Below are 19,591 nucleotides of genomic sequence, written 5' to 3'. Positions count from 1 at the left end.
AAAAAGCCCCGAAATATTTTGGGGCTTTTTTTTAATCTTTACCCATCAAAGGGGCGTCTATAATTTCTTCTTTTTGTTTTACGTATTTCTCTAGCCATTGGTCTTGTTCCCAAAGCAAGTGCAAAATACTTTCTTTGGCCCTATAGCCATGACTTTCCTTTGGAAACATGACCAATCTAACCGTTGCTCCTAAACCTTTTAGGGCATTAAAATAACGTTCACTCTGCATTGGGTATGTTCCAGAATTATTATCAGCTTCCCCATGGGTTAATAATAATGGAGTTTTCATTTTATCGGCATGCATAAAGGGTGACATGGTGTAATAGACTTCAGGTGCTTCCCAGTAGTTTCGTTCTTCGCTTTGGAATCCAAAAGGAGTAAGCGTTCTATTGTAGGCGCCACTTCTTGCAATCCCTGCAGCAAAAAGATCGGAATGGGAAAGTAGGTTAGCCACCATAAAGGCACCGTAACTGTGTCCGCCAACAGCCACTCTTTTTCTGTCTATATATCCTTTGGCGTCTACGGCATCAATTGCAGCCTTTGCATTGGCTACCAATTGTTTCCTAAACGTATCATTTGGCTGTGCATCTCCCTCACCAATAATTGGGAAGGCGGCATCATCCAATACCACGTAGCCTTTTGTGACCCAATAAATAGGTGAGCCCCAGCTAGGATAGGTAAACTCGTTCGGATTTTGAGTATTTTGGGAGGCGCTATTTTTATCCTTAAATTCTCTTGGATAGGCCCACAAAATCATAGGTAATTTTTCTTTTTTTACCTTGTCATAGCCCACGGGTAAATATAAGGTACCCGTTAATTCCAGGCCATCTTCCCTTTTATAGGTAATGACCTCCTTATTTACATTTTGGATACTTTTAAAGGGATTTTCAAAAAAGGTAAGCTGTTGTGGTGCCTTTTTGCGTATCAAATTTTTGTAGTAGTAATTTGGATATTCGCTTTTGGATTCAATGCGAACTAAAAGCTGGTCCTTTTCTGGGTGGTATTCTACTAAAGTTTCTTTTTTGTCTGTAAGAGTAGATTGGAAAAGACGCAAGGTTTCTTGAGAAACCAAATTGATCTTGTCAATGAAGGGGAATTGTCCTTTTTCAGAAAATCCATCTCCCATCAGAAAAGCATTGTTCTTGCCGTCTAAGGCCAGGACATTAACACTATATTCATTTTTAGTAGTTACAAATTCACCTGGATCGTTATAAACGTCTTGGTAATTGCGATCTGAAATTATTTTTGGCTTTTCAGAGGGATTGGAAGGATTGAAAACATAGGTCTTTGTATTCCTAGTATTCCACCAGCGATCATAGGCAATAGCTATGCCATCGTTACCCCACTGTATGCTTGCAAATCTGTTGATGGTCTTGAGGATACTTTTGCCCTCTCCCTTAAAAGGGGCCTCCAATTGAAATACCTCGTCCCTAAAGGCTACTTCGATTTCAGGATCACCTCCATCCAATACTTGCGCATAGATTAGCGTGGAAGGTTTGTCGCTTCTCCAACTGATATCTCTCATCCCTGTGCGTTCTGCCATAAACCCTTGGGGCAGATCCTCTATCAAGGGCACTTTTAGTACTTGTTGTACCAGGCTTCCATCATTTTTGTAAATGGTTGTGATAGAAGGGAATCTGTTATATGGAACCAAATATGAAAAGGGTCTATCTATAGTCACGGCCATAATATAAGAACCATCTGGAGAGAAACTCAAAGAACTGTACATGTCTTGACCTTTCCATATAGAGGAATTTCCGTTTAGATCTATCTTATGCAATTCTGATAATGCCAGCTGTTCAAAATTAAATTCGTCATTCGGATTTTTCAACAAATCTTGATAGGTTCTATTTTGAGCCTTTTTACCATCATTAGAAGAGACGGTGGGTCCCGCAGGTATGGCCTCGCTTACATTAATCAATGCTTTCCTAGCTGAGGGCAACATTTTAACCAAAATAGAATTACCATCCTTGAACCAGTTGAGTACATCTCCCATATTTGCGTTTACATTGGCTTCGGTAAGTTTTTTTACCGAGGACTCTTCCACATCCAAGACCCATACCTCTACACCGGTTGTTGTGGTGTTGGTTACTGCAATCTTGGATTGGTCTGGAGACCAACTAAAATTTGCCAGCCTTGGGTTTTCAGGAAGTCCGCTAACTTGAATTTCCTGAGAAGCAGTAGTAGCCTTTATTTTAATGTTATTGTAGTAATTGGTGCGGCTACCAATATTTGTTTTTGGATTAATACGGAGTCCCGCTAGTCTTAATTCGTCCTCCGAAAGCTCTTCGATAGTCTTATAAGCGTCCCTGTACAGCATAACCATGTGATTACCATTGTCGGTAATGAGAACGGTTGGAGCCATTGGGGCGTCAACTAAATTTAAGATTTCCTTAGAAGGTTTTTGATACGTGAGGCTTTCTTGAGAATATCCCCAAAAAACTAGGAATATGAGAAATAAGGGTAATAATTTTTTCATGAAATAAAGTTTTAGGTTGGTATTAAAAAAGTGAATAACGATAGTATACCCATTAATTTGTTGGACAATTTACTCAAATACAATTCCTTAAAATGTTGTAAAAAAGTTAAAATGAAGTAATGTAGATAAATTACTGGATGAGATTTGCGTAATAATGCAAATTTTAAGGGACTTTATTTTATTTTTGTCTTTTAGATGTAATACCATCATTCTTTATTATATTGACCAGGAGATATTGAAAAGTTTCATATTTCCTGAAAACTAATAAACTTAAAATGTACAATTCAAAGATTATAGGATTAGGGTACTTTGTGCCAGAAAACGTGGTTACCAATGATGATCTTTCTAAGCTAATGGAAACCAATGACGCTTGGATTCAAGAGCGGACAGGAATACAAGAGCGCAGGCATGTTGTTAAAGGAGAGGATACGACCACTTCTATGGGTGTAAAAGCGGCCAAGATCGCAATTGAAAGGGCTGGAATAGATAAGGATGATATAGATTTCATCATTTTTGCTACGCTAAGTCCAGATTACTATTTTCCTGGCCCAGGAGTATTAGTACAACGGGACCTAGATATTAAAACAGTAGGAGCGTTGGACGTGCGTAACCAATGTTCAGGATTTGTTTATGCCATATCCGTTGCAGATCAGTACATAAAAACTGGTATGTACAAGAATGTGTTGGTTATTGGTTCTGAACTGCATTCCCACGGTTTGGATATGACTACCCGAGGAAGGGGTGTTTCTGTAATTTTTGGTGATGGGGCAGGAGCTGCAATCATCAGTAGGGAAGAGGATGCCTCAAAGGGAATACTATCCACACACCTTCATTCAGAAGGTCAACATGCCGAAGAACTGTCATTAATAGCCCCAGGAATGGGCAAGCGTTGGGTAAATGATATCCTTGCTGATAATGACCCTAATGATGAGTCTTATTTTCCATATATGAATGGACAGTTCGTTTTTAAAAATGCCGTAGTGCGTTTTAGTGAAGTAATCAATGAGGGACTTGAAAAAAATAATCTTAAAGCTTCTGATATAGATTTGTTGGTGCCCCACCAAGCGAACCTTCGGATTTCCCAGTTTATTCAAAAGAAGTTCGGATTATCTGATGACCAGGTTTATAATAATATTATGAAATATGGGAATACCACAGCAGCTTCCATACCTATTGCCTTAACAGAAGCTTGGGAGAAAGGGAAGATCAAAGAGGGTGATGTTGTCGTCCTTGCCGCGTTTGGTAGCGGGTTTACTTGGGGCAGTGTCATAATAAAATGGTAGTAAAACATATAAATCCCTAGTGCAATTGCACTAGGGATTTATCAATCAGGGTCACTTAGGAACATAACCAACCAAAATGTTCCCATAGCTACCCTTTAAAATATTCCACCGCCACCTTCTTTGGTATTGTTATCTCTTCTTTTTCTGCTCGAGGATTTGTTTTTTGTGCTGCCAAATTGATAGGACAGTCCCGCATAGACATTTTGACTTTCCCAGTTAAATTGACCAATTTGCTGATATGGGCGTTGGCCTTCGAAAGCAAAACGCATAGTATTAAAAACATCGCTGAAATTAAGACTAAATGTTCCCTTCCCATCTGCGAAGCTATAACGAGCTCCGGTATTTATAAAATACATGGGTTTTACCAAAAACTGAATATTTTGGTTTTCTCCCCTATAAAATCCAAATAATTGGAAGGTTAGCTTATCTGTTGCTTTAAAACTGTTGTTCATTCTAAGGTTCCATGCTAAATTATCAACAGAAACCTTTTCAACAATAATATTATCTTCTGCTGGTGTTCCATCATTTATGGACAAACGCTCTGTAATACCTCTTTGTGTTTGGGAGAAAAGATCAAAGCTGCCATTGATACTCCACCATTTGGCAGGCTTCAAATTTAAGGAAATCTCCATGCCGTAAGCAGAGGTGTTATCAAAATTATCATGAGTTAAAATCAATTTATTTAGATCTAGAGGATCTACATAAACAGCTCTATTTATTTCATCTGAGATGGTCCTATAAAACAAACCACTTGTGATGCTTCCATTTTCCAATCTTCGCGTATAGTTCACTTCATAGGAATTGGTAAATTGTGGTATTAGATTTGGATTTCCAAATGATGATATCAGTGGGGTGGACCATTCTCGGATAGGATTTACCTGTTGTAGTCCAGGCCTATCCACTCGCCTACTTATACTTATTTGAAATTGGTTTTTTTCACTCGGGCTATACGTCAAAAATCCAGAAGGATATACTTCTGTATACTTATCGGTAAAAGATCTGACCGTATTAGTGTCTGCCTTTACCTCTACATCTTCCACTCTTATCCCTAATTGATAGGACCATTTCTCATAATTTTGACCAAAGGTGGCATAAGCAGAATAGATATCCATTCCATATACAAAATCAGTGTCCGGTGTAGGTCGTAAATCCCCGTTATTATTAAAGGATAAACCTGTGGAAGAATACCCCACTTTGGTTTCAAAAATCCTCGTCTCTATACCTACTTCCAATTTAGAAATTGAATCCAAAGGGTTTACATAATCTAAGTTTGCAATGGTCTGTATCCTTTCGGTATCCACATAATCTTGGTAATCAGGAAATTGCACTGAACCGATAGACCTAAAATCGGCTACTTCGGTATCATTAAAATGGTTGTAATCTACCTCGAGTTCCAAGTTGTGCCCATCTTTTTTAAAATCCAGTTTATAATCAAAATTATATTGCTCACTTAAATTTTTATTGACATTGTTGAAAAACTGTTTAGAATTTCTGGAGTTAGCGTCATAATATAATATTTCCGTAAGGCCTTCTCCTTTGCCGTCAAACATGTTTTGGTTGGTGAAAAAAGAAATGGTGTTTTTATCATTCAAAAAGAAATCAACTCCCAATTTATATAGGTGGGACTTATTGTTGTTGAAAAAATCGAACAATTGCTCCGAATTTTCATCTACTCTATATATGGTCCCATCATTAACATATTTCCCTATGTTATTTCCGTAATTTCCGTAAAGATTAAATTTTCCATTGCGATAGTTCAAATCGATGGAACTATTAAATTTTGCCTCAACACCTACCGTTAATCCCGTACTTAGGGTTCCGTTAAAGCCAATATTGGAGTTTTTATGAAGTACAATATTGATAATACCGCTCATCCCCTCCGGATTGTATTTGGCGGAAGGATTGGTGATCAATTCTATAGATTTTATAGAGGTAGATGGAATCTGACGCAAAAGTTGGGCCACTGGCACATTGGATAATTTACCATCTACCATGACCCTTACGTTGGAATTGCCCCTAAGACTAAGTTCCCCTGTTTGTTGGTCTATATTGACAGAAGGTATATTGTTCATTATATCAGAAGCCGTTGCTCCTGTAGTAGTAAGATCCTTACCTATATTGATTACCTTTCTATCTATTTTTTGCTCAATTGTAGTGCGTTCGCCCACAACCTCTACTCCTGAGAGTTCTTCCGTTACTTCTTCCAAGAAAATTGTTCCCAATTCCAATTTTATGATGTCCTTTGTAATAATAATGATTTTGGAAAAAGATTTGTAACCTATAAATTGTATTTCCAACAGGAGGTTTCCTTCTGGAAGTTCTGCTATTAAGAAGCTACCATCATCTTGGGAAATACCTCCTGTAATTGTTATTAAATCAGTTTGAGATTTAATAACAATGGATGCATAGGGTATGGGTTGCTTTGTATTTTGGTCCAAAATGACACCGCTTACTTCTCCATTTTTTAAATCTGTTGGATGTTTTAGATGATTCGCTGAGTTTACTCCACAGAAAAGCAGTGCAAAAAGCAAGATTACTTTTTTCATGTGATTGTTCGTTTATTGATGATTGATATATAAAAGACGAGCCAAAATTTTAAATGTTACAAAAATCAGGTGCCTTTTATTACTTTAACATGAAAAGTGATTGTGAAGGAAGCCAAGGATGGGTATTATAAAAAAATTTTAACATCGATCGTCTTTTGGCGAAATGGCAAGATGATTGTTAAATTGATTTGGAATGGAGTACTTTTGAGGTGCAATTTGGGGATATGGGATTAGGTCGTAAAAAAGAAAGCCCGAAGCAGTTTCTCCGGGCTTTTTCATTGATAAGGTATACTAAACACTAACCATTAATAATAAATATATAGCCTTATCAATACCTTGAATTTTCAATTCGTTTGCCTTAAGAGACGAAAAATTAATGTGAACTAAGGTGTTCTTAACATTATTTAACAGTGACATTAACATATGAAGAAAACACTAGTTTTTGGCGCATCACTTAAAGCAAATAGGTACAGTTATTTGGCCGTGAAACGCTTATTAGTCAACCATATTGAAACGGAAGCCTTTGGGTTGAAAGAAGGACAAATCGATTCGGTTTCCGTAAAGACCGATCTTAAAGAGATGAAAGATATACACACCATAACCCTTTATATAGGAGCAGAAAGACAGGTTTCTTACTATGATGCCATTTTGAACTTGTCCCCTAAACGGGTCATTTTTAATCCCGGTACTGAAAACCCAGAACTATATGACCTTTTGAAAAAAGCAGGTATTAAAGTGGAGGTAGCCTGCACTCTGGTACTTTTGGGAACAGGGCAATATTAAGTATTTCCTATTTACCCTTAATCCGGATCAACCACAATCCTGTAAATGTCAATAATCCATTAATGGGTAGTAGCTCATAGCCTACCTCATAACCACCCAAATATTCCATAGGGATATTGGCGATTCCAACAATGATCAGAACCGATGCCATTGCTACCATCCAAACATATTGATCATTGATTTTGTATTTGGTGAAGATCCCAAAAGCGAATAAGCCCAAGAGAGGACCGTATGTGTAGGTAGCTACTGTAAGCAGGCCATCAATAACATTTTTGTCAAGAATATATTTAAAAATTATGATTACTATGATCAAAAGAATGCTCATGCCTATATGCGTTTTCTTTCGGATGCTTTTTTGAACAGCTTCTGGCCGCTTTTCAATATTCAAAAAATCTACACAGAAAGAGGTGGTTAAAGCAGTCAGAGCACTATCGGCACTGCTATATGCCGCGGCAATAAGTCCTAGCATAAAAGTGACCGCCACAGTAATTCCCAAACCACTGTTAAGTGCTATTTCCGGGAATAGTAAGTCGGACTTTGGAGACCCGTCCATCAAAGGGATAGCGATATTAAATTTGGCTGCGTATATAAAAAGTAGGGCTCCTAAAAGCAAAAAGATAAAGTTGACGACCACAAGGACCACGGTGAAGGAGATCATATTCTTCTGTGCGTCCTTTAAAGATTTGCAAGTAAGGTTCTTTTGCATCATATCCTGATCTAGACCCGTCATGCAGATGGTAATGAACATACCGCCAATGAACGATTTTACGAAGTGTGTTTTATTAAAAAGGGAATCTGTAAAGAATATTTTATTGTATTGTTTTAATTCTTCCGAAGCCAAGAATTCCGAAAAAGTCCAACCCATTTCTTGATTTATAAAATAGATGCACAATCCTACGGAAACCAGCATAAATAAGGTCTGTAAGGTGTCTGTCCAAACAATGGTTTTAATGCCGCCCCTAAAAGTATATATCCAGATTAAGAGGATGGATAGTATTACGGTAACTTCAAAAGGAACGTTCAGCTTGTCAAAAACAAACTGCTGTAACACTATGGCTACCAAAAATAGTCGGAATGCCGATCCTAGCACCCTAGAGATAAAGAAAAAGAACGCCCCAGTTTTATAGCTCACTTGTCCAAACCGCTGTCCCAAATATTCATAGATGGAGGTGACGTTGAGTCGGTAATAAATGGGGAGTAGTACATACGCAATCACAAAATACCCCACCAGATATCCAAATACCACTTGCATATAGCTAAACTGTGACGCTTCAACCCAACCCGGAACAGAAATAAAGGTAACTCCTGATAAGGAGGCTCCTACCATTCCAAAAGCCACTAGAAACCAAGGCGATTGTTTACCCGCTTTAAAAAAATCGTTGTTGGAATCATTTTTTCCGGTAAGGAAGGAGATGAATAAAAGCAACAAAAAATAACACCCTATAAGGAGCAGGATATGCGTGGCGGTCATAAAAATAAATTTACATCGCAAAGTACAAAAAGATAAAACATAAATCTAAAATCGTAATTTTGCAACTATGGAATTTTCTTCTAAACTATTGGAAAATGCAGTTTATGAAATGTCACAATTGCCAGGCATTGGCAAACGGACGGCATTGCGACTTGTGCTGCATATGTTAAAGCAACCTAGCGAACAGACTTTAAGACTTACTTCATCCCTTCAGCATGTAAGGAATAATATCAAGTTTTGTTCCAATTGCCATAATATTTCCGATGTTGCTTTGTGTGAGATTTGTGCCAATCCAAAAAGGGATGAAAGCTTGGTCTGCGTGGTAGAAGATATTAGGGATGTCATGGCTATAGAGAACACAGGGCAATATAAAGGACTCTATCATGTTTTGGGAGGTAAGATCTCTCCAATGGAGGGGATAGGTCCACAGAATTTGACCATTTCATCTTTGTTGACTAAGGTGAAAGAGGGTATTATAAAGGAATTGATTTTTGCGCTGAGTTCAACTATGGAAGGTGATACCACCAATTTTTATATTTATAAACAGTTAGAAGGCGCAGAGGTAAAAACCTCTACCATTGCCAGGGGTATCGCTGTGGGTGATGAATTGGAATATGCCGATGAGGTCACTTTAGGTAGAAGTATAATAAACCGAATTCCCTTTGAGAATTCGTTAAAATCATCCTAGGAATTAAACTAAAAAATAGGATTAATATAATTATAAGGTCTTTTTTTTAGTATTTTTGCAAATTATTAAACCAAAAAAGCATACAAACTATCAATATGTCAAGATTCGAATTAAAATTGCCGCAGATGGGCGAAAGTGTTGCAGAAGCAACCCTGACCTCATGGTTAAAGGAAGTTGGTGACACCATTGAAATGGATGAAGCCATTTTTGAGATAGCTACCGATAAAGTAGATTCTGAAGTTCCTAGTGAAGTAGATGGTGTTTTGGTGGAGAAATTGTTCAATATAGATGATGTGATCAAAGTAGGGCAAACTGTGGCCATTATAGAGATAGGTGGGGACAGCCCAGTAGATAAAGATGGATCAGTTACCAAGGAGGAGGAAGAAGTGCCCCAAGAAGCGGTAACGGAATTGGAAGATAATATGGTAGGTGCAAAAGAAACTGCAGCTACTCCTGTTATGGGGTTTGATGAGTCTGATAAATTTTACTCTCCTCTGGTGAAAAACATCGCTAAACAAGAGGGTATTTCCATTGCTGAATTGGATACTATTAATGGTACTGGCAAGGATAACAGGGTCACTAAGAATGATATTTTGGAGTATGTGGAGAATAGGACATCAGGTAAACAATCTGCTGTTTCGGCTCCGCAACCTACAACGGTAAAACAAGATCAACCGGCTGTAGCTATAATGACTGAAGAAAAACCTAAAGCCGTTCCTGTTCATGTGGGAAGTGGAGATGAAGTAATTCCAATGTCTCGCATGAGCAAGCTTATTGCCCAATATATGACTGCAAGTATTTCTACCTCGGCTCATGTTCAAAGTTTTGTGGAAGTAGATGTAACCAACGTCGTGAACTGGAGAAATAAAATGAAAAACGCCTTCGAAAAAAGAGAAGGAGAGAAACTCACGTTTACCCCAATCTTCATGGAAGCCATAGCTAAGGCGCTAAAAAAATATCCAATGATGAATATTTCGTTGGATGGGGACACTATTATCAAAAAGAAAAACATCAATTTGGGAATGGCGGCTGCCTTGCCCGATGGGAATCTCATAGTTCCTGTAATAAAAAATGCAGACCAATTAAATTTGGTAGGGATGGCGAAGGCCGTAAACGATTTGGCTAATAGGGCCAGAAACAACGCTTTAAAACCAGATGAAATCAAGGAAGGCACATATACGGTAACTAATGTGGGTACTTTTGGAAGTGTTTTCGGAACACCCATTATAAATCAACCTCAGGTAGGTATTATGGCATTAGGTGCAATTCGTAAGATACCTTCCGTCATTGAAACTCCAGAAGGAGACCTAATAGGAATCAGGAGTAAGATGTATCTTTCACATAGCTATGACCACAGGGTAGTAAACGGTGCCTTGGGAGGTATGTTCGTTAAGGCCGTGGCCGATTATTTGGAAGCTTGGGATGTTAATAGAGAGGTGTAGTAGTCCTAAATAGTAGATATAAAAAATGCCCCGATAGTTCGGGGCATTTTTTATTTTTATAATGTAAAAGACTAAAAATGCCCATATTGATGAGCTTAATCAATGAAGTATTTTTATTGTAATCTCTTATTTTTTGAAATATTTAACACCGCTCTTTAGGGCTTTGGTGCCGCGATCTTAGTTATTAGAAATGTCAACCCCTACCTTTAACCCCTAATCAAAATAGACCCTTACTTTTATGATTTTTCGTTTCTCGATACTGAAAGGGCTTTGCTTTTTCATTTTATTATTTCTTTCATTAACTGCTTTTTCCCAAAATGAGTCAATAAAGATGTTTCTCGATTGTAACTGTGACCAGAGGTATGTTCAACAAGAAATTAATTTTGTAAGTCATGTCAGAGACCAAGGTCTGGCCAATGTAAAATTGTTTATTTACGATATTGCTAATGCTAGTGGTGGACGCACTTACAAATTGGAGTTTACAGGGGAGGGCAGTTTTTCGGAATTGGAAAATAAACTATCCTATGACACAAACGTTAACATGTCTTCTGACGAAGTGCGAAAAGGATTGGTTAAAAATATTAAGGCCGGAATCCTAAAGTTTGTATTGGTATCAGATGTAGCCGATAATATAGAATACACTATAAATGATAAAGGATTGGCAGACCTACAAGATATCAATTTTGAGGATCCTTGGAACAATTGGCTTTTTGAGGTTAGGGGCGAAGTGGATGTAAGTAGTGAGGCCAGTAGGAATCAATTTAGATATGAGTTGGGCTTTGAAAGCGATCGAGTCACGGAAAAATGGCGCATCAGGGCCGATATGGAAATGAGCCGTTTTAGCAGTAGGTTTAAAAGTGAGGGGGAGGAGTTTACTAGTGAAAGGGAACGGTATTCTGCTAATGGAAGTGTGGTACGTAGTTTATCTGACCACTGGTCTGCCGGAATTTTTGGTGGTGCCAAACATGATACCTATACCAATCTGAATAGTGCCCTAGACCTGCGTCCCGCTCTTGAGTACAATATTTTTCCTTACCGCGAAGTTTTGCGGAGGGAAATTGTTTTTGCCTACAAGGTTGGGTATTTGTACAATGATTATTTAGAAACCACTATTTTTGGAAAGGATACAGAAACCGTGTTTAGTCACTCCTTGAATGTAGAAATGCGTTTTAGACAACCTTGGGGTAATGTTTTTACCCGAATTACGGCATCCGCTTTTTTAAATGATTCGTCCAAAAACAGATTGGAGATGGACAGTTATTTGTCTGTCCGTGTCTTCAAAGGCCTATCCGTGCGCTTTTCAGGGGATTTAAAATTTATACAGGACCAGATCAACCTGCCAGCTGGTTCGGCCTCCCTTGAGGACGTTCTTTTGCAGCAAAAACAGATCGCAACCAATTTCGAAATAAGATTTGGGGTTGGCCTTAGCTATACCTTTGGTTCTGCCTTCAACAACGTGATCAATACCAGGTTATAGTAGAAAGGGCTAGTAACATTGGACATTGGTCGAATAAAACAGTAATTTTTTTCTACTGTATTTCTAAAAACTATCTTTGTGTAAATTAAATGAAGGCATGCAATTAAACCTCACAAGGCCCATCTGTTTTTTTGATTTGGAAACAACAGGAATCAATGTGGCCAAGGATAGAATCGTAGAAATTTCTATTTTAAAAGTATATCCCAATGGGAACAAGGAAAGTAAAACATGGTTGGTGAATCCAGAAATGCCAATACCTGCAGAGGTGGTTGCGGTTCATGGTATTTCTGATGAGAAGGTAGTCAATGAGCCTACCTTTAAAGAATTGTCCAAGGACATTTATAATATGATCAAGGACAGTGATCTGGGAGGGTTTAATTCTGATCGCTTTGATATCCCTTTATTGGCAGAAGAAATGCTTCGTGCTGAAATAGATTTTGACATGAAAAATACGGTGTCGGTAGATGTGCAGACGATTTTTCATAAAATGGAAAAAAGAACTCTGGCAGCTGCTTTTAAATTTTATTGTGGTAAGGAGCTGACGGATGCCCATAGTGCGGAAGCTGATACCAATGCAACATACGAGGTGCTTTTGTCTCAATTGGATAGGTATCCGGAGTTGGAAAACAACATCAAAAAATTGGCGGAGTTTTCTACCCACCGTCAATTCGTTGATTTTGCCGGTTTCATTGGGCTTGATGAAGATGGGAAAGAAATATTTTCTTTTGGAAAGCATAAGGGAAGAAAGGTGCATGATGTATTGGAAAAGGAACCAGGGTATTTTGGATGGATACTGAATGCTGATTTCCCTTTGTATACCAAAAAGGTGCTCACACAAATAAAACTAAGCAAGCTCAATAATAAATTAGGGTAAATACAATCTTTGTTCTTATTTTGGAGAAAACCGATTTTAAGAATTCCAAAATGAGTTACCCAGTGTCAACTATCTAAACCAGACCATGAAGATTATTTGTATAGGTCGTAATTATGCAGACCATATTAAAGAATTGAATAATGAAAGGCCTACGGATCCAGTGGTTTTTATAAAGCCCGATTCTTCGGTGCTTCCTAAAGAGCAAGATTTTTATATTCCAGAATTTACCAAAGATGTGCATTATGAAGTAGAAGTTTTGGTAAAAATCAAAAAAGTAGGGAAACATATAGAAGAAAAGTTTGCCCATACCTATTATGACGAAGTTGGCCTTGGGATAGATTTTACGGCAAGGGATGTACAAGCTGCCCTAAAAGAAAAGGGATTGCCCTGGGAAAAGGCCAAAGGCTTTGATGGTGCCGCCGTGGTTGGGAATTGGTTGCCTAAGACCAGTTTTACGGATTTGAACAATTTAAATTTTTCACTCACTAAAAATGGAGAGATTGTACAGCAGGGGAATACAAGTTTTATGCTTTGGAAGATAGATGAGATCATTGCCTATGTATCCAAATATTTTATGCTAAAAAAGGGAGATATAATTTTTACGGGGACACCTGCCGGCGTAGGGAAAATAACTTCAAATGACTACCTTTCAGGTAGGCTAGAAAACGAGGAACTATTTACAGTAAAAATAAAATAATGATATACAGTTTAGATAAATTAAATGAAATGGCGGAAGGTGATGATGACTTCATCAACTCTGTAGTAGCTGTATTTTTAGATGAAGTGCCCACCGATTTGGAGTTATTGGAGCAGGCTATCAAAGACAAAGATTACGGCAATGTGTACCAATTGGCACACAAAATAAAGCCAAACGTAGATCTTTTAGGCATGGAACAGACCCGTGCCAATGCTTTGGAGATAGAGACGCTTGGTAAAAAGGCAGGAAGTGGTGCCGAAATAGAAAAATTATTTCCATTATTGAAAAATGATATTCATCAAGTGGTGTCGGAGCTTAGAAAAGACTTTAATCTATAATGCTTGCAGAAATTATAACCATTGGAGACGAAATCCTCATTGGTCAAATTATTGATACCAATTCTGCTTTTATTGCCCAAGAATTGAACCAAATAGGGGTCTCTGTATATCAGATTACTTCGGTGCAGGATGAGCGGAGTCATATTCTTAAGGCTTTTGAAGAAGCCGAATCTAGGGCAGACGTCATTATTATCACGGGAGGTCTGGGGCCTACGAAGGACGATATCACCAAGCTAACCCTATGTGAGTATTTTGGGGATACGCTGGTGGAGCGCAAAGAGGTTTTGACTCATGTAGAAGAGTTATTCAAAAAATATATTTCCACACCCATTTCAGATATGAACCGCAGGCAGGCATTGGTGCCTTCCAAGGCCATCGTACTCAAAAATGCTTCCGGTACCGCTCCTGGAATGTGGATTAAAAGAAATAACAAAGTATTTGTTTCCCTTCCTGGGGTGCCTTTTGAAATGAAAGGTCTTATACAGAACGAGGTGATCCCTAGGATCGTCAAGGAGTTTCACCGCCCATTTATACTCCACAGAACCTTGATTACTTATGGGGTAGGGGAAAGTGCCATTGCGGAGAAGATAGAAGATTGGGAGAATGCATTGCCGCTATTTATCAAGTTGGCCTATCTCCCCAATCTAGGGAAAGTAAGACTTAGGTTAACGGCCAAAGGAACCGATAAGGTTGGGATTGCCAATGCAGTGGAGGAGGAAATCCAAAAACTCTACGGAATTATTGGAGATATCATTTTTGGGGAAGACCAAAATGGAGCTTTGGAAGAAATTGTCGGTAAAATATTGACTAAAAAACAATGTACTGTAGCCACGGCAGAAAGTTGTACTGGGGGCGCAATTGCAGAACGAATTACTTCTGTGCCAGGGGCTTCGGCTTATTTTAAGGGAAGTGTGGTTTGTTATGCCACGGAAGTTAAAATAAAGCTCTTAAACGTGTCCGAGGAGGTCATAAAGACCCATTCCGTGGTCAGTGCACCCGTAGCAGAGGCCATGGCGAGCAACGTAAAGGAACTTTTGGGTACAGATTTTGCGATTGCCACCACGGGGAATGCCGGACCCACAAAAGGGGATTCGGATGCCGATGTGGGAACTGTTTTTATTGCAATAGCATCACCATCAGGAGTTTATGTAGAAAAATTTATGATGGGGAACCATCGGGAGCGCATTATTCAGAAGACCGTAAACAAGGCTTTTGAGCTTTTACAAAAAGAAATTCTAAAATTCTGAAAAAAGAATTTTGCCTTCCCATAAAAAAGATATAAATTTGCATCCTGTTTAAAATCACACTAAAAGTAGCGAAATGTCAAAAGTTTGTGAAATTACTGGAAAAAAAGCTATGTTTGGTAACAACGTCTCTTTTTCCATTAACAAAACCAAGAGAAGATTTGATGTAAATCTTTCTAAAAAACGTTTTTATATCCCTGAAGAAGACCGTTGGGTAACCCTAAAGGTAACTTCTAAGGCGTTGAAATCCATCAATAAAAAGGGGATTTCTGCAGTTATAAAAGAAGCAAGAGCAAAAGGATTGGTTAAGTAATCCGTAAAGAAAAAGATAACAATGGCAAAGAAAGGAAATAGAATCCAGGTTATTTTGGAGTGCACGGAGCATAAAGATTCCGGCATGCCTGGGACTTCTAGGTATATCACTACCAAGAACAAAAAAAATACTCCAGATAGGATGGAAATTAAGAAATTCAATCCTATCATGAAGAAAATGACAGTTCATAAAGAAATAAAATAATACGTCATGGCAAAGAAGACCGTAGCGAGTTTACAGACAAGCTCAAAAAGATTAACCAAAGCCATTAAAATGGTGAAGTCACCAAAAACTGGTGCTTACACTTTTGTGGAATCAGTAATGGCTCCTGAATTGGTAAACGATTGGATGGCAAAGCAGTAATAATACTTGCCAAAATAGATTTTAAAGCTACTTTCCATCGAAAGTAGCTTTTTTATTTTCATATCTTTGGGTAATAGAAGTAGTATAAGAAATGAGTTTATTCAAAAAGATATTTTCTTCCGAAAAGAAGGAAACCCTGGATAAGGGATTAGAGAAGTCCAAAACCAGTTTTTTCTCAAAATTGGGTAAAGCAGTTGCCGGGAAAACCAAGGTAGATGATGATGTCTTGGATAATCTAGAGGAAGTATTGGTCACTTCGGATGTTGGAGTGAATACTACACTTAAAATTATAGAAAGAATTGAGGCAAGGGTTTCCCGCGACAAATATATGGGTACGGATGAACTCAATGTAATCCTAAGAGAAGAAATTGCAGGCCTTCTTGCCGAGACCAACGTAGGGGAGGAAACAGAATTTGTGGTGCCTAAAGATAAAAAACCCTACGTGATTATGGTGGTAGGAGTTAATGGTGCTGGCAAGACTACGACTATTGGAAAACTAGCATATCAATTTAAAAAACAAGGCTATAAGGTAATATTGGGTGCCGCGGATACGTTCCGTGCAGCGGCTATTGACCAATTACAGGTGTGGGCAGACCGCGTGGACGTGCCTATTGTAAAACAATCCATGGGTAGTGATCCTGCTTCGGTAGCTTTTGATACCTTAAGTTCTGCTATGAAACAAGGTGCCGATGTGGTTATCATCGACACCGCTGGTCGCTTGCATAATAAAATAAACCTGATGAACGAATTGACCAAAGTGAAAAGGGTGATGCAAAAGGTGGTTCCAGATGCTCCTCATGATGTAATGCTTGTCCTTGATGGTTCTACAGGGCAGAATGCCTTTGAGCAGGCTAAAGAGTTTACCAAAGCTACAGAAGTAACCTCCTTGGCCGTCACCAAATTGGACGGTACTGCTAAAGGTGGAGTGGTCATAGGGATCTCCGATCAATTTAAGGTGCCAGTAAAATATATAGGGGTTGGTGAAGGCCTCGAAGATCTTCAAATTTTTAATAAGTACGAGTTCGTAGATTCCTTTTTTGGTGCCAAAAATTGAGAATTTCTACATTCATACTATTCCTCTTTTTAGCGCTAGATAGCGCCGCACAAATTACACATCCCAAAGCCAGTCCATTTTCTGTAATGGAACAGGAGGTGGGACTTTCCAAAATCACCATTCAATATTCAAGACCTGCCGTTAAAGGGAGGACCGTCTTTGGTCAGCTCGTACCTTATAGTCGTATTTGGCGGGTTGGGGCAAATGCGTCTACTAAGATCACCTTGGATTCAGATATAAAGGTGCTTGGCAATACACTGTCCAAAGGGATCTATGCCCTCTATGCCTTTCCAAATGAGAACACATGGGAAATAGTGTTTCATAATACCACCACCCATTGGGGAGACGGGCGGACAGCTTATGACCCAGCGGAAGATGCCCTGAGGGTTACCGTGATCCCTGAAAAGATCCCTTATTCTCAAGAGAATTTTTTGATCACCTTTGACAACATCACACATAATAGCCTGGATATGATCTGGATATGGGAAAACGCTAAAATAGTGGTGCCCATGACGGTAGATACCCATAACGCCATGTTGGGGGAGATCGCCAAACAACTGCATCAAAATCCTACGGCACAGACCTACTATGAAGCGGCGCGGTATTACCAGGAACAGGGAATGGAATACCCTTTGGCGTTGGAATACCTTAACAAGGCCATTGCATTGGGTGGGGATACCTATTATTTTCATCGGGTGAAATCTTTGGTAGAAGCAGCGTTGGGAGATTATAAGGCCGCCCTAGTCTCTGCCCAAAAATCAATGGTCATAGCAGCAAAGGAAGGAAAGGATGAATTTGTGCGAATGAATCAGGAAAATAGTATAAATTGGAAAAAAATTAATTGAAAAAATAACAACTATGAAAAGACTCTTTATTTTAGGTGTAGCAGCAACATTGGGACTCACCTCCTGCAAGCAAAAACAAGAAAAGGTAGAGGCACCGGTGGTGCTTTGGGAAGCTTATAACGATTCGGCAGAAGTTGCGGCAAATACCGACCATGAAATAGGGAGAATGCAGTATAAGCTCATCCAATCTAAGATGTTGGATAAAAATGAGGTGTTCTTGCCCCTTTACGAGGAGGTTTCCAAAATGTCCGATGGAGATTATGAAAGCCTAAAACCACTAGTCTTGGAACAGGATATTCCTACCCTACAAGCCTATATCAAGGAAGGGAAGCTATCCTATGAGAAGTTGGTGCTCTTCTACTTGAAAAGAATTTATAAATACGAGCTTGATAATGCCACTACCTTGAACACCATATTGGCGTTGAATAAGGATGTAGTTTCAGAAGCCCGTAAAATGGACCAGTTGCGTAAAAAGAATCCGAGCGATAAGCATCATGCCATCTACGGTATGCCCATTTTGTTGAAAGACAATATAAATACCTTGGGGATGAACACCACTGCAGGATCCATTGCTTTGATGGATAATGAGACCGATGATGCCTTTATCGTACAGCAATTAAAAAAGAACGGAGCCCTTATTTTAGGGAAGGTCAACCTAAGTGAGTGGGCCTATTTCCTTTGTACAGGATGTCCTGTAGGGTATAGTGCCGTTGGGGGACAAACCTTGAACCCTTATGGGAGAAAAGTATTTGAAACCGGTGGTTCTAGTGCTGGGAGTGGTACTTCTGTAGCTGCCAATTATGCGGTAGCTGCTGTAGGTACAGAAACTTCTGGATCTATTTTGTCTCCTTCCAGTCAGAATTCGGTAGTGGGATTAAAACCTACTATTGGCCTTTTAAGCAGATCTGGAATAGTACCTATTTCCAGTACCTTGGATACCCCTGGCCCCATGACCAAAAACGTTATTGACAATGCCATTTTATTATCGGCCATGTTGGGGAAAGACCTATCGGATAATACATCTGTGGCTTCTACCACCGATTATATGAACGGGGTTGCCACCAGTTCCTTAAAAGGAAAGCGCTTGGGCGTATTCTCCAACCTTATGGAAGAAAACGAAATCTATAAGAATACTGTGGAGAAATTAAAGGATTTGGGGGCAGAGATTGTAGTGGTGACCCCACCAACCGTAGAAATGGAAGGCTTCCTAAGTATTTTGAATATTGATATGAAGAACGATTTGCCTGCCTATCTGAACACCCAAGTTAAAAACAAGGATGCCGTGAAAATCGGCAGTATCCAAGATGCCATCGCCTTTAACAATATGGATTCTTTGGTGCGTATTCCTTACGGACAAGCCTTGTTTGAAGGGATCGTGGCAGACTCTACTACCGCTGAAGGTTTGGAAGAAATAAAAAGCAGATTGGAAAAAACAGGGAGGGTCTTTTTTGATACCGCCATGGATAAAGAGAATCTGGATGCCGTCCTATCCATTAACAATTACCATGCAGGGTATGCCGCCGTGGCCAAATACCCGGCCTTAACGGTACCTATGGGATATAAGGAAACAGGAGAACCCATCAGTCTTACCTTCATTGGAAAACAGTTCCAAGAGAATACGTTGTTGCAATTGGGCCAGGCCTATGAAATGGCCACCAAAGTCCGTAAAATGCCAGAGACTTTTAAAAACTAGG

Annotated in this window: 19 protein-coding genes; 15 read left to right on the top strand and 4 right to left on the bottom strand. The window is 39.1% G+C overall.

Going from position 1 to position 19,591, the window contains the following annotated elements; translation table 11 throughout:
- Window positions 1-31: 31 nt before the first annotated feature.
- A complete protein-coding gene (locus ABXZ36_RS14345) occupies window positions 32-2,479 on the bottom strand; it encodes an alpha/beta hydrolase family protein (protein WP_354616370.1) in 2,448 nt (815 codons plus the stop codon).
- A gap of 275 nt (window positions 2,480-2,754) precedes the next feature.
- Between ABXZ36_RS14345 and ABXZ36_RS14340 the strand changes: the two genes are divergently transcribed.
- A complete protein-coding gene (locus tag ABXZ36_RS14340) occupies window positions 2,755-3,762 on the top strand; it encodes a 3-oxoacyl-ACP synthase III family protein (RefSeq protein WP_354616369.1) in 1,008 nt (335 codons plus the stop codon).
- Between the two features lie 95 nt (window positions 3,763-3,857).
- Here the strand turns inward: ABXZ36_RS14340 and ABXZ36_RS14335 are convergent, their stop codons facing one another.
- Window positions 3,858-6,308 carry a TonB-dependent receptor gene (locus tag ABXZ36_RS14335; RefSeq protein ID WP_354616368.1) on the bottom strand — a complete coding sequence of 817 codons (2,451 nt, stop codon included), beginning with the start codon at window positions 6,306-6,308 and terminating at the stop codon, window positions 3,858-3,860.
- A 138-nt stretch (window positions 6,309-6,446) separates the two neighbouring features.
- Complete coding sequence (locus tag ABXZ36_RS14330; RefSeq protein ID WP_354616367.1) at window positions 6,447-6,587, bottom strand: hypothetical protein; 141 nt, start codon at window positions 6,585-6,587, stop codon at window positions 6,447-6,449.
- Between the two features lie 144 nt (window positions 6,588-6,731).
- On the opposite strand from ABXZ36_RS14330, the gene ABXZ36_RS14325 reads away from it, so the two are divergent.
- On the top strand, window positions 6,732-7,091 hold the full coding sequence (locus ABXZ36_RS14325; protein WP_354616366.1) for a CoA-binding protein: 360 nt from the start codon (window positions 6,732-6,734) through the stop codon (window positions 7,089-7,091).
- Window positions 7,092-7,098: 7 nt separating this feature from the next.
- Here the strand turns inward: ABXZ36_RS14325 and ABXZ36_RS14320 are convergent, their stop codons facing one another.
- Window positions 7,099-8,562, bottom strand: a complete 1,464-nt coding sequence (locus ABXZ36_RS14320; RefSeq protein ID WP_354616365.1) for a sodium:solute symporter — start codon at window positions 8,560-8,562, stop codon at window positions 7,099-7,101.
- Window positions 8,563-8,629: 67 nt separating this feature from the next.
- Between ABXZ36_RS14320 and recR the strand changes: the two genes are divergently transcribed.
- From recR to ABXZ36_RS14255, 13 genes are all read left to right on the top strand, one after another.
- Window positions 8,630-9,250, top strand: a complete 621-nt coding sequence (gene recR, locus ABXZ36_RS14315; protein WP_354616364.1) for a recombination mediator RecR — start codon at window positions 8,630-8,632, stop codon at window positions 9,248-9,250.
- 95 nt (window positions 9,251-9,345) lie between these two features.
- A complete protein-coding gene (locus tag ABXZ36_RS14310; protein WP_354616363.1) occupies window positions 9,346-10,692 on the top strand; it encodes a dihydrolipoamide acetyltransferase family protein in 1,347 nt (448 codons plus the stop codon).
- A gap of 331 nt (window positions 10,693-11,023) precedes the next feature.
- Window positions 11,024-12,169: a DUF481 domain-containing protein gene (locus ABXZ36_RS14305; protein WP_354616362.1), complete on the top strand. Its 1,146-nt coding sequence runs from the start codon at window positions 11,024-11,026 to the stop codon at window positions 12,167-12,169.
- A gap of 97 nt (window positions 12,170-12,266) precedes the next feature.
- A complete protein-coding gene (locus ABXZ36_RS14300) occupies window positions 12,267-13,043 on the top strand; it encodes an exonuclease domain-containing protein (protein WP_354616399.1) in 777 nt (258 codons plus the stop codon).
- An 85-nt stretch (window positions 13,044-13,128) separates the two neighbouring features.
- Window positions 13,129-13,740 carry a fumarylacetoacetate hydrolase family protein gene (locus ABXZ36_RS14295; RefSeq protein ID WP_354616361.1) on the top strand — a complete coding sequence of 204 codons (612 nt, stop codon included), beginning with the start codon at window positions 13,129-13,131 and terminating at the stop codon, window positions 13,738-13,740.
- Entirely contained in the window at window positions 13,740-14,078 is a 339-nt protein-coding gene (locus tag ABXZ36_RS14290; protein ID WP_354616360.1) for an Hpt domain-containing protein, read from the top strand. Before ABXZ36_RS14295 ends, ABXZ36_RS14290 begins: the two co-directional genes overlap by 1 nt.
- Window positions 14,078-15,325, top strand: coding sequence for a competence/damage-inducible protein A (locus ABXZ36_RS14285; protein ID WP_354616359.1), 1,248 nt, complete (start codon window positions 14,078-14,080; stop codon window positions 15,323-15,325). The genes ABXZ36_RS14290 and ABXZ36_RS14285 overlap by 1 nt, the downstream gene beginning before the upstream one ends.
- A gap of 73 nt (window positions 15,326-15,398) precedes the next feature.
- Window positions 15,399-15,635, top strand: a complete 237-nt coding sequence (gene rpmB / locus ABXZ36_RS14280; RefSeq protein WP_062053089.1) for a 50S ribosomal protein L28 — start codon at window positions 15,399-15,401, stop codon at window positions 15,633-15,635.
- 21 nt (window positions 15,636-15,656) lie between these two features.
- Window positions 15,657-15,839, top strand: coding sequence for a 50S ribosomal protein L33 (gene rpmG / locus ABXZ36_RS14275; RefSeq protein WP_337301720.1), 183 nt, complete (start codon window positions 15,657-15,659; stop codon window positions 15,837-15,839).
- A gap of 6 nt (window positions 15,840-15,845) precedes the next feature.
- Complete coding sequence (locus ABXZ36_RS14270) at window positions 15,846-15,998, top strand: DUF4295 domain-containing protein (protein WP_354616358.1); 153 nt, start codon at window positions 15,846-15,848, stop codon at window positions 15,996-15,998.
- Between the two features lie 91 nt (window positions 15,999-16,089).
- Window positions 16,090-17,052 carry a signal recognition particle-docking protein FtsY gene (gene ftsY, locus ABXZ36_RS14265; RefSeq protein ID WP_354616357.1) on the top strand — a complete coding sequence of 321 codons (963 nt, stop codon included), beginning with the start codon at window positions 16,090-16,092 and terminating at the stop codon, window positions 17,050-17,052.
- Window positions 17,049-17,897: a DUF2911 domain-containing protein gene (locus tag ABXZ36_RS14260; protein WP_354616356.1), complete on the top strand. Its 849-nt coding sequence runs from the start codon at window positions 17,049-17,051 to the stop codon at window positions 17,895-17,897. The genes ftsY and ABXZ36_RS14260 overlap by 4 nt, the downstream gene beginning before the upstream one ends.
- 13 nt (window positions 17,898-17,910) lie before the next feature.
- Complete coding sequence (locus ABXZ36_RS14255; RefSeq protein ID WP_354616355.1) at window positions 17,911-19,590, top strand: amidase family protein; 1,680 nt, start codon at window positions 17,911-17,913, stop codon at window positions 19,588-19,590.
- The last annotated feature ends 1 nt before the right edge of the window (window position 19,591 follow it).

This window comes from Sediminicola arcticus, assembly GCF_040566695.1.
Taxonomy (GTDB): domain Bacteria; phylum Bacteroidota; class Bacteroidia; order Flavobacteriales; family Flavobacteriaceae; genus Sediminicola; species Sediminicola arcticus.
The sequence above is the reverse complement of the archived record's forward strand: the minus strand, read 5'-3'. Positions and strand labels throughout refer to the sequence as shown.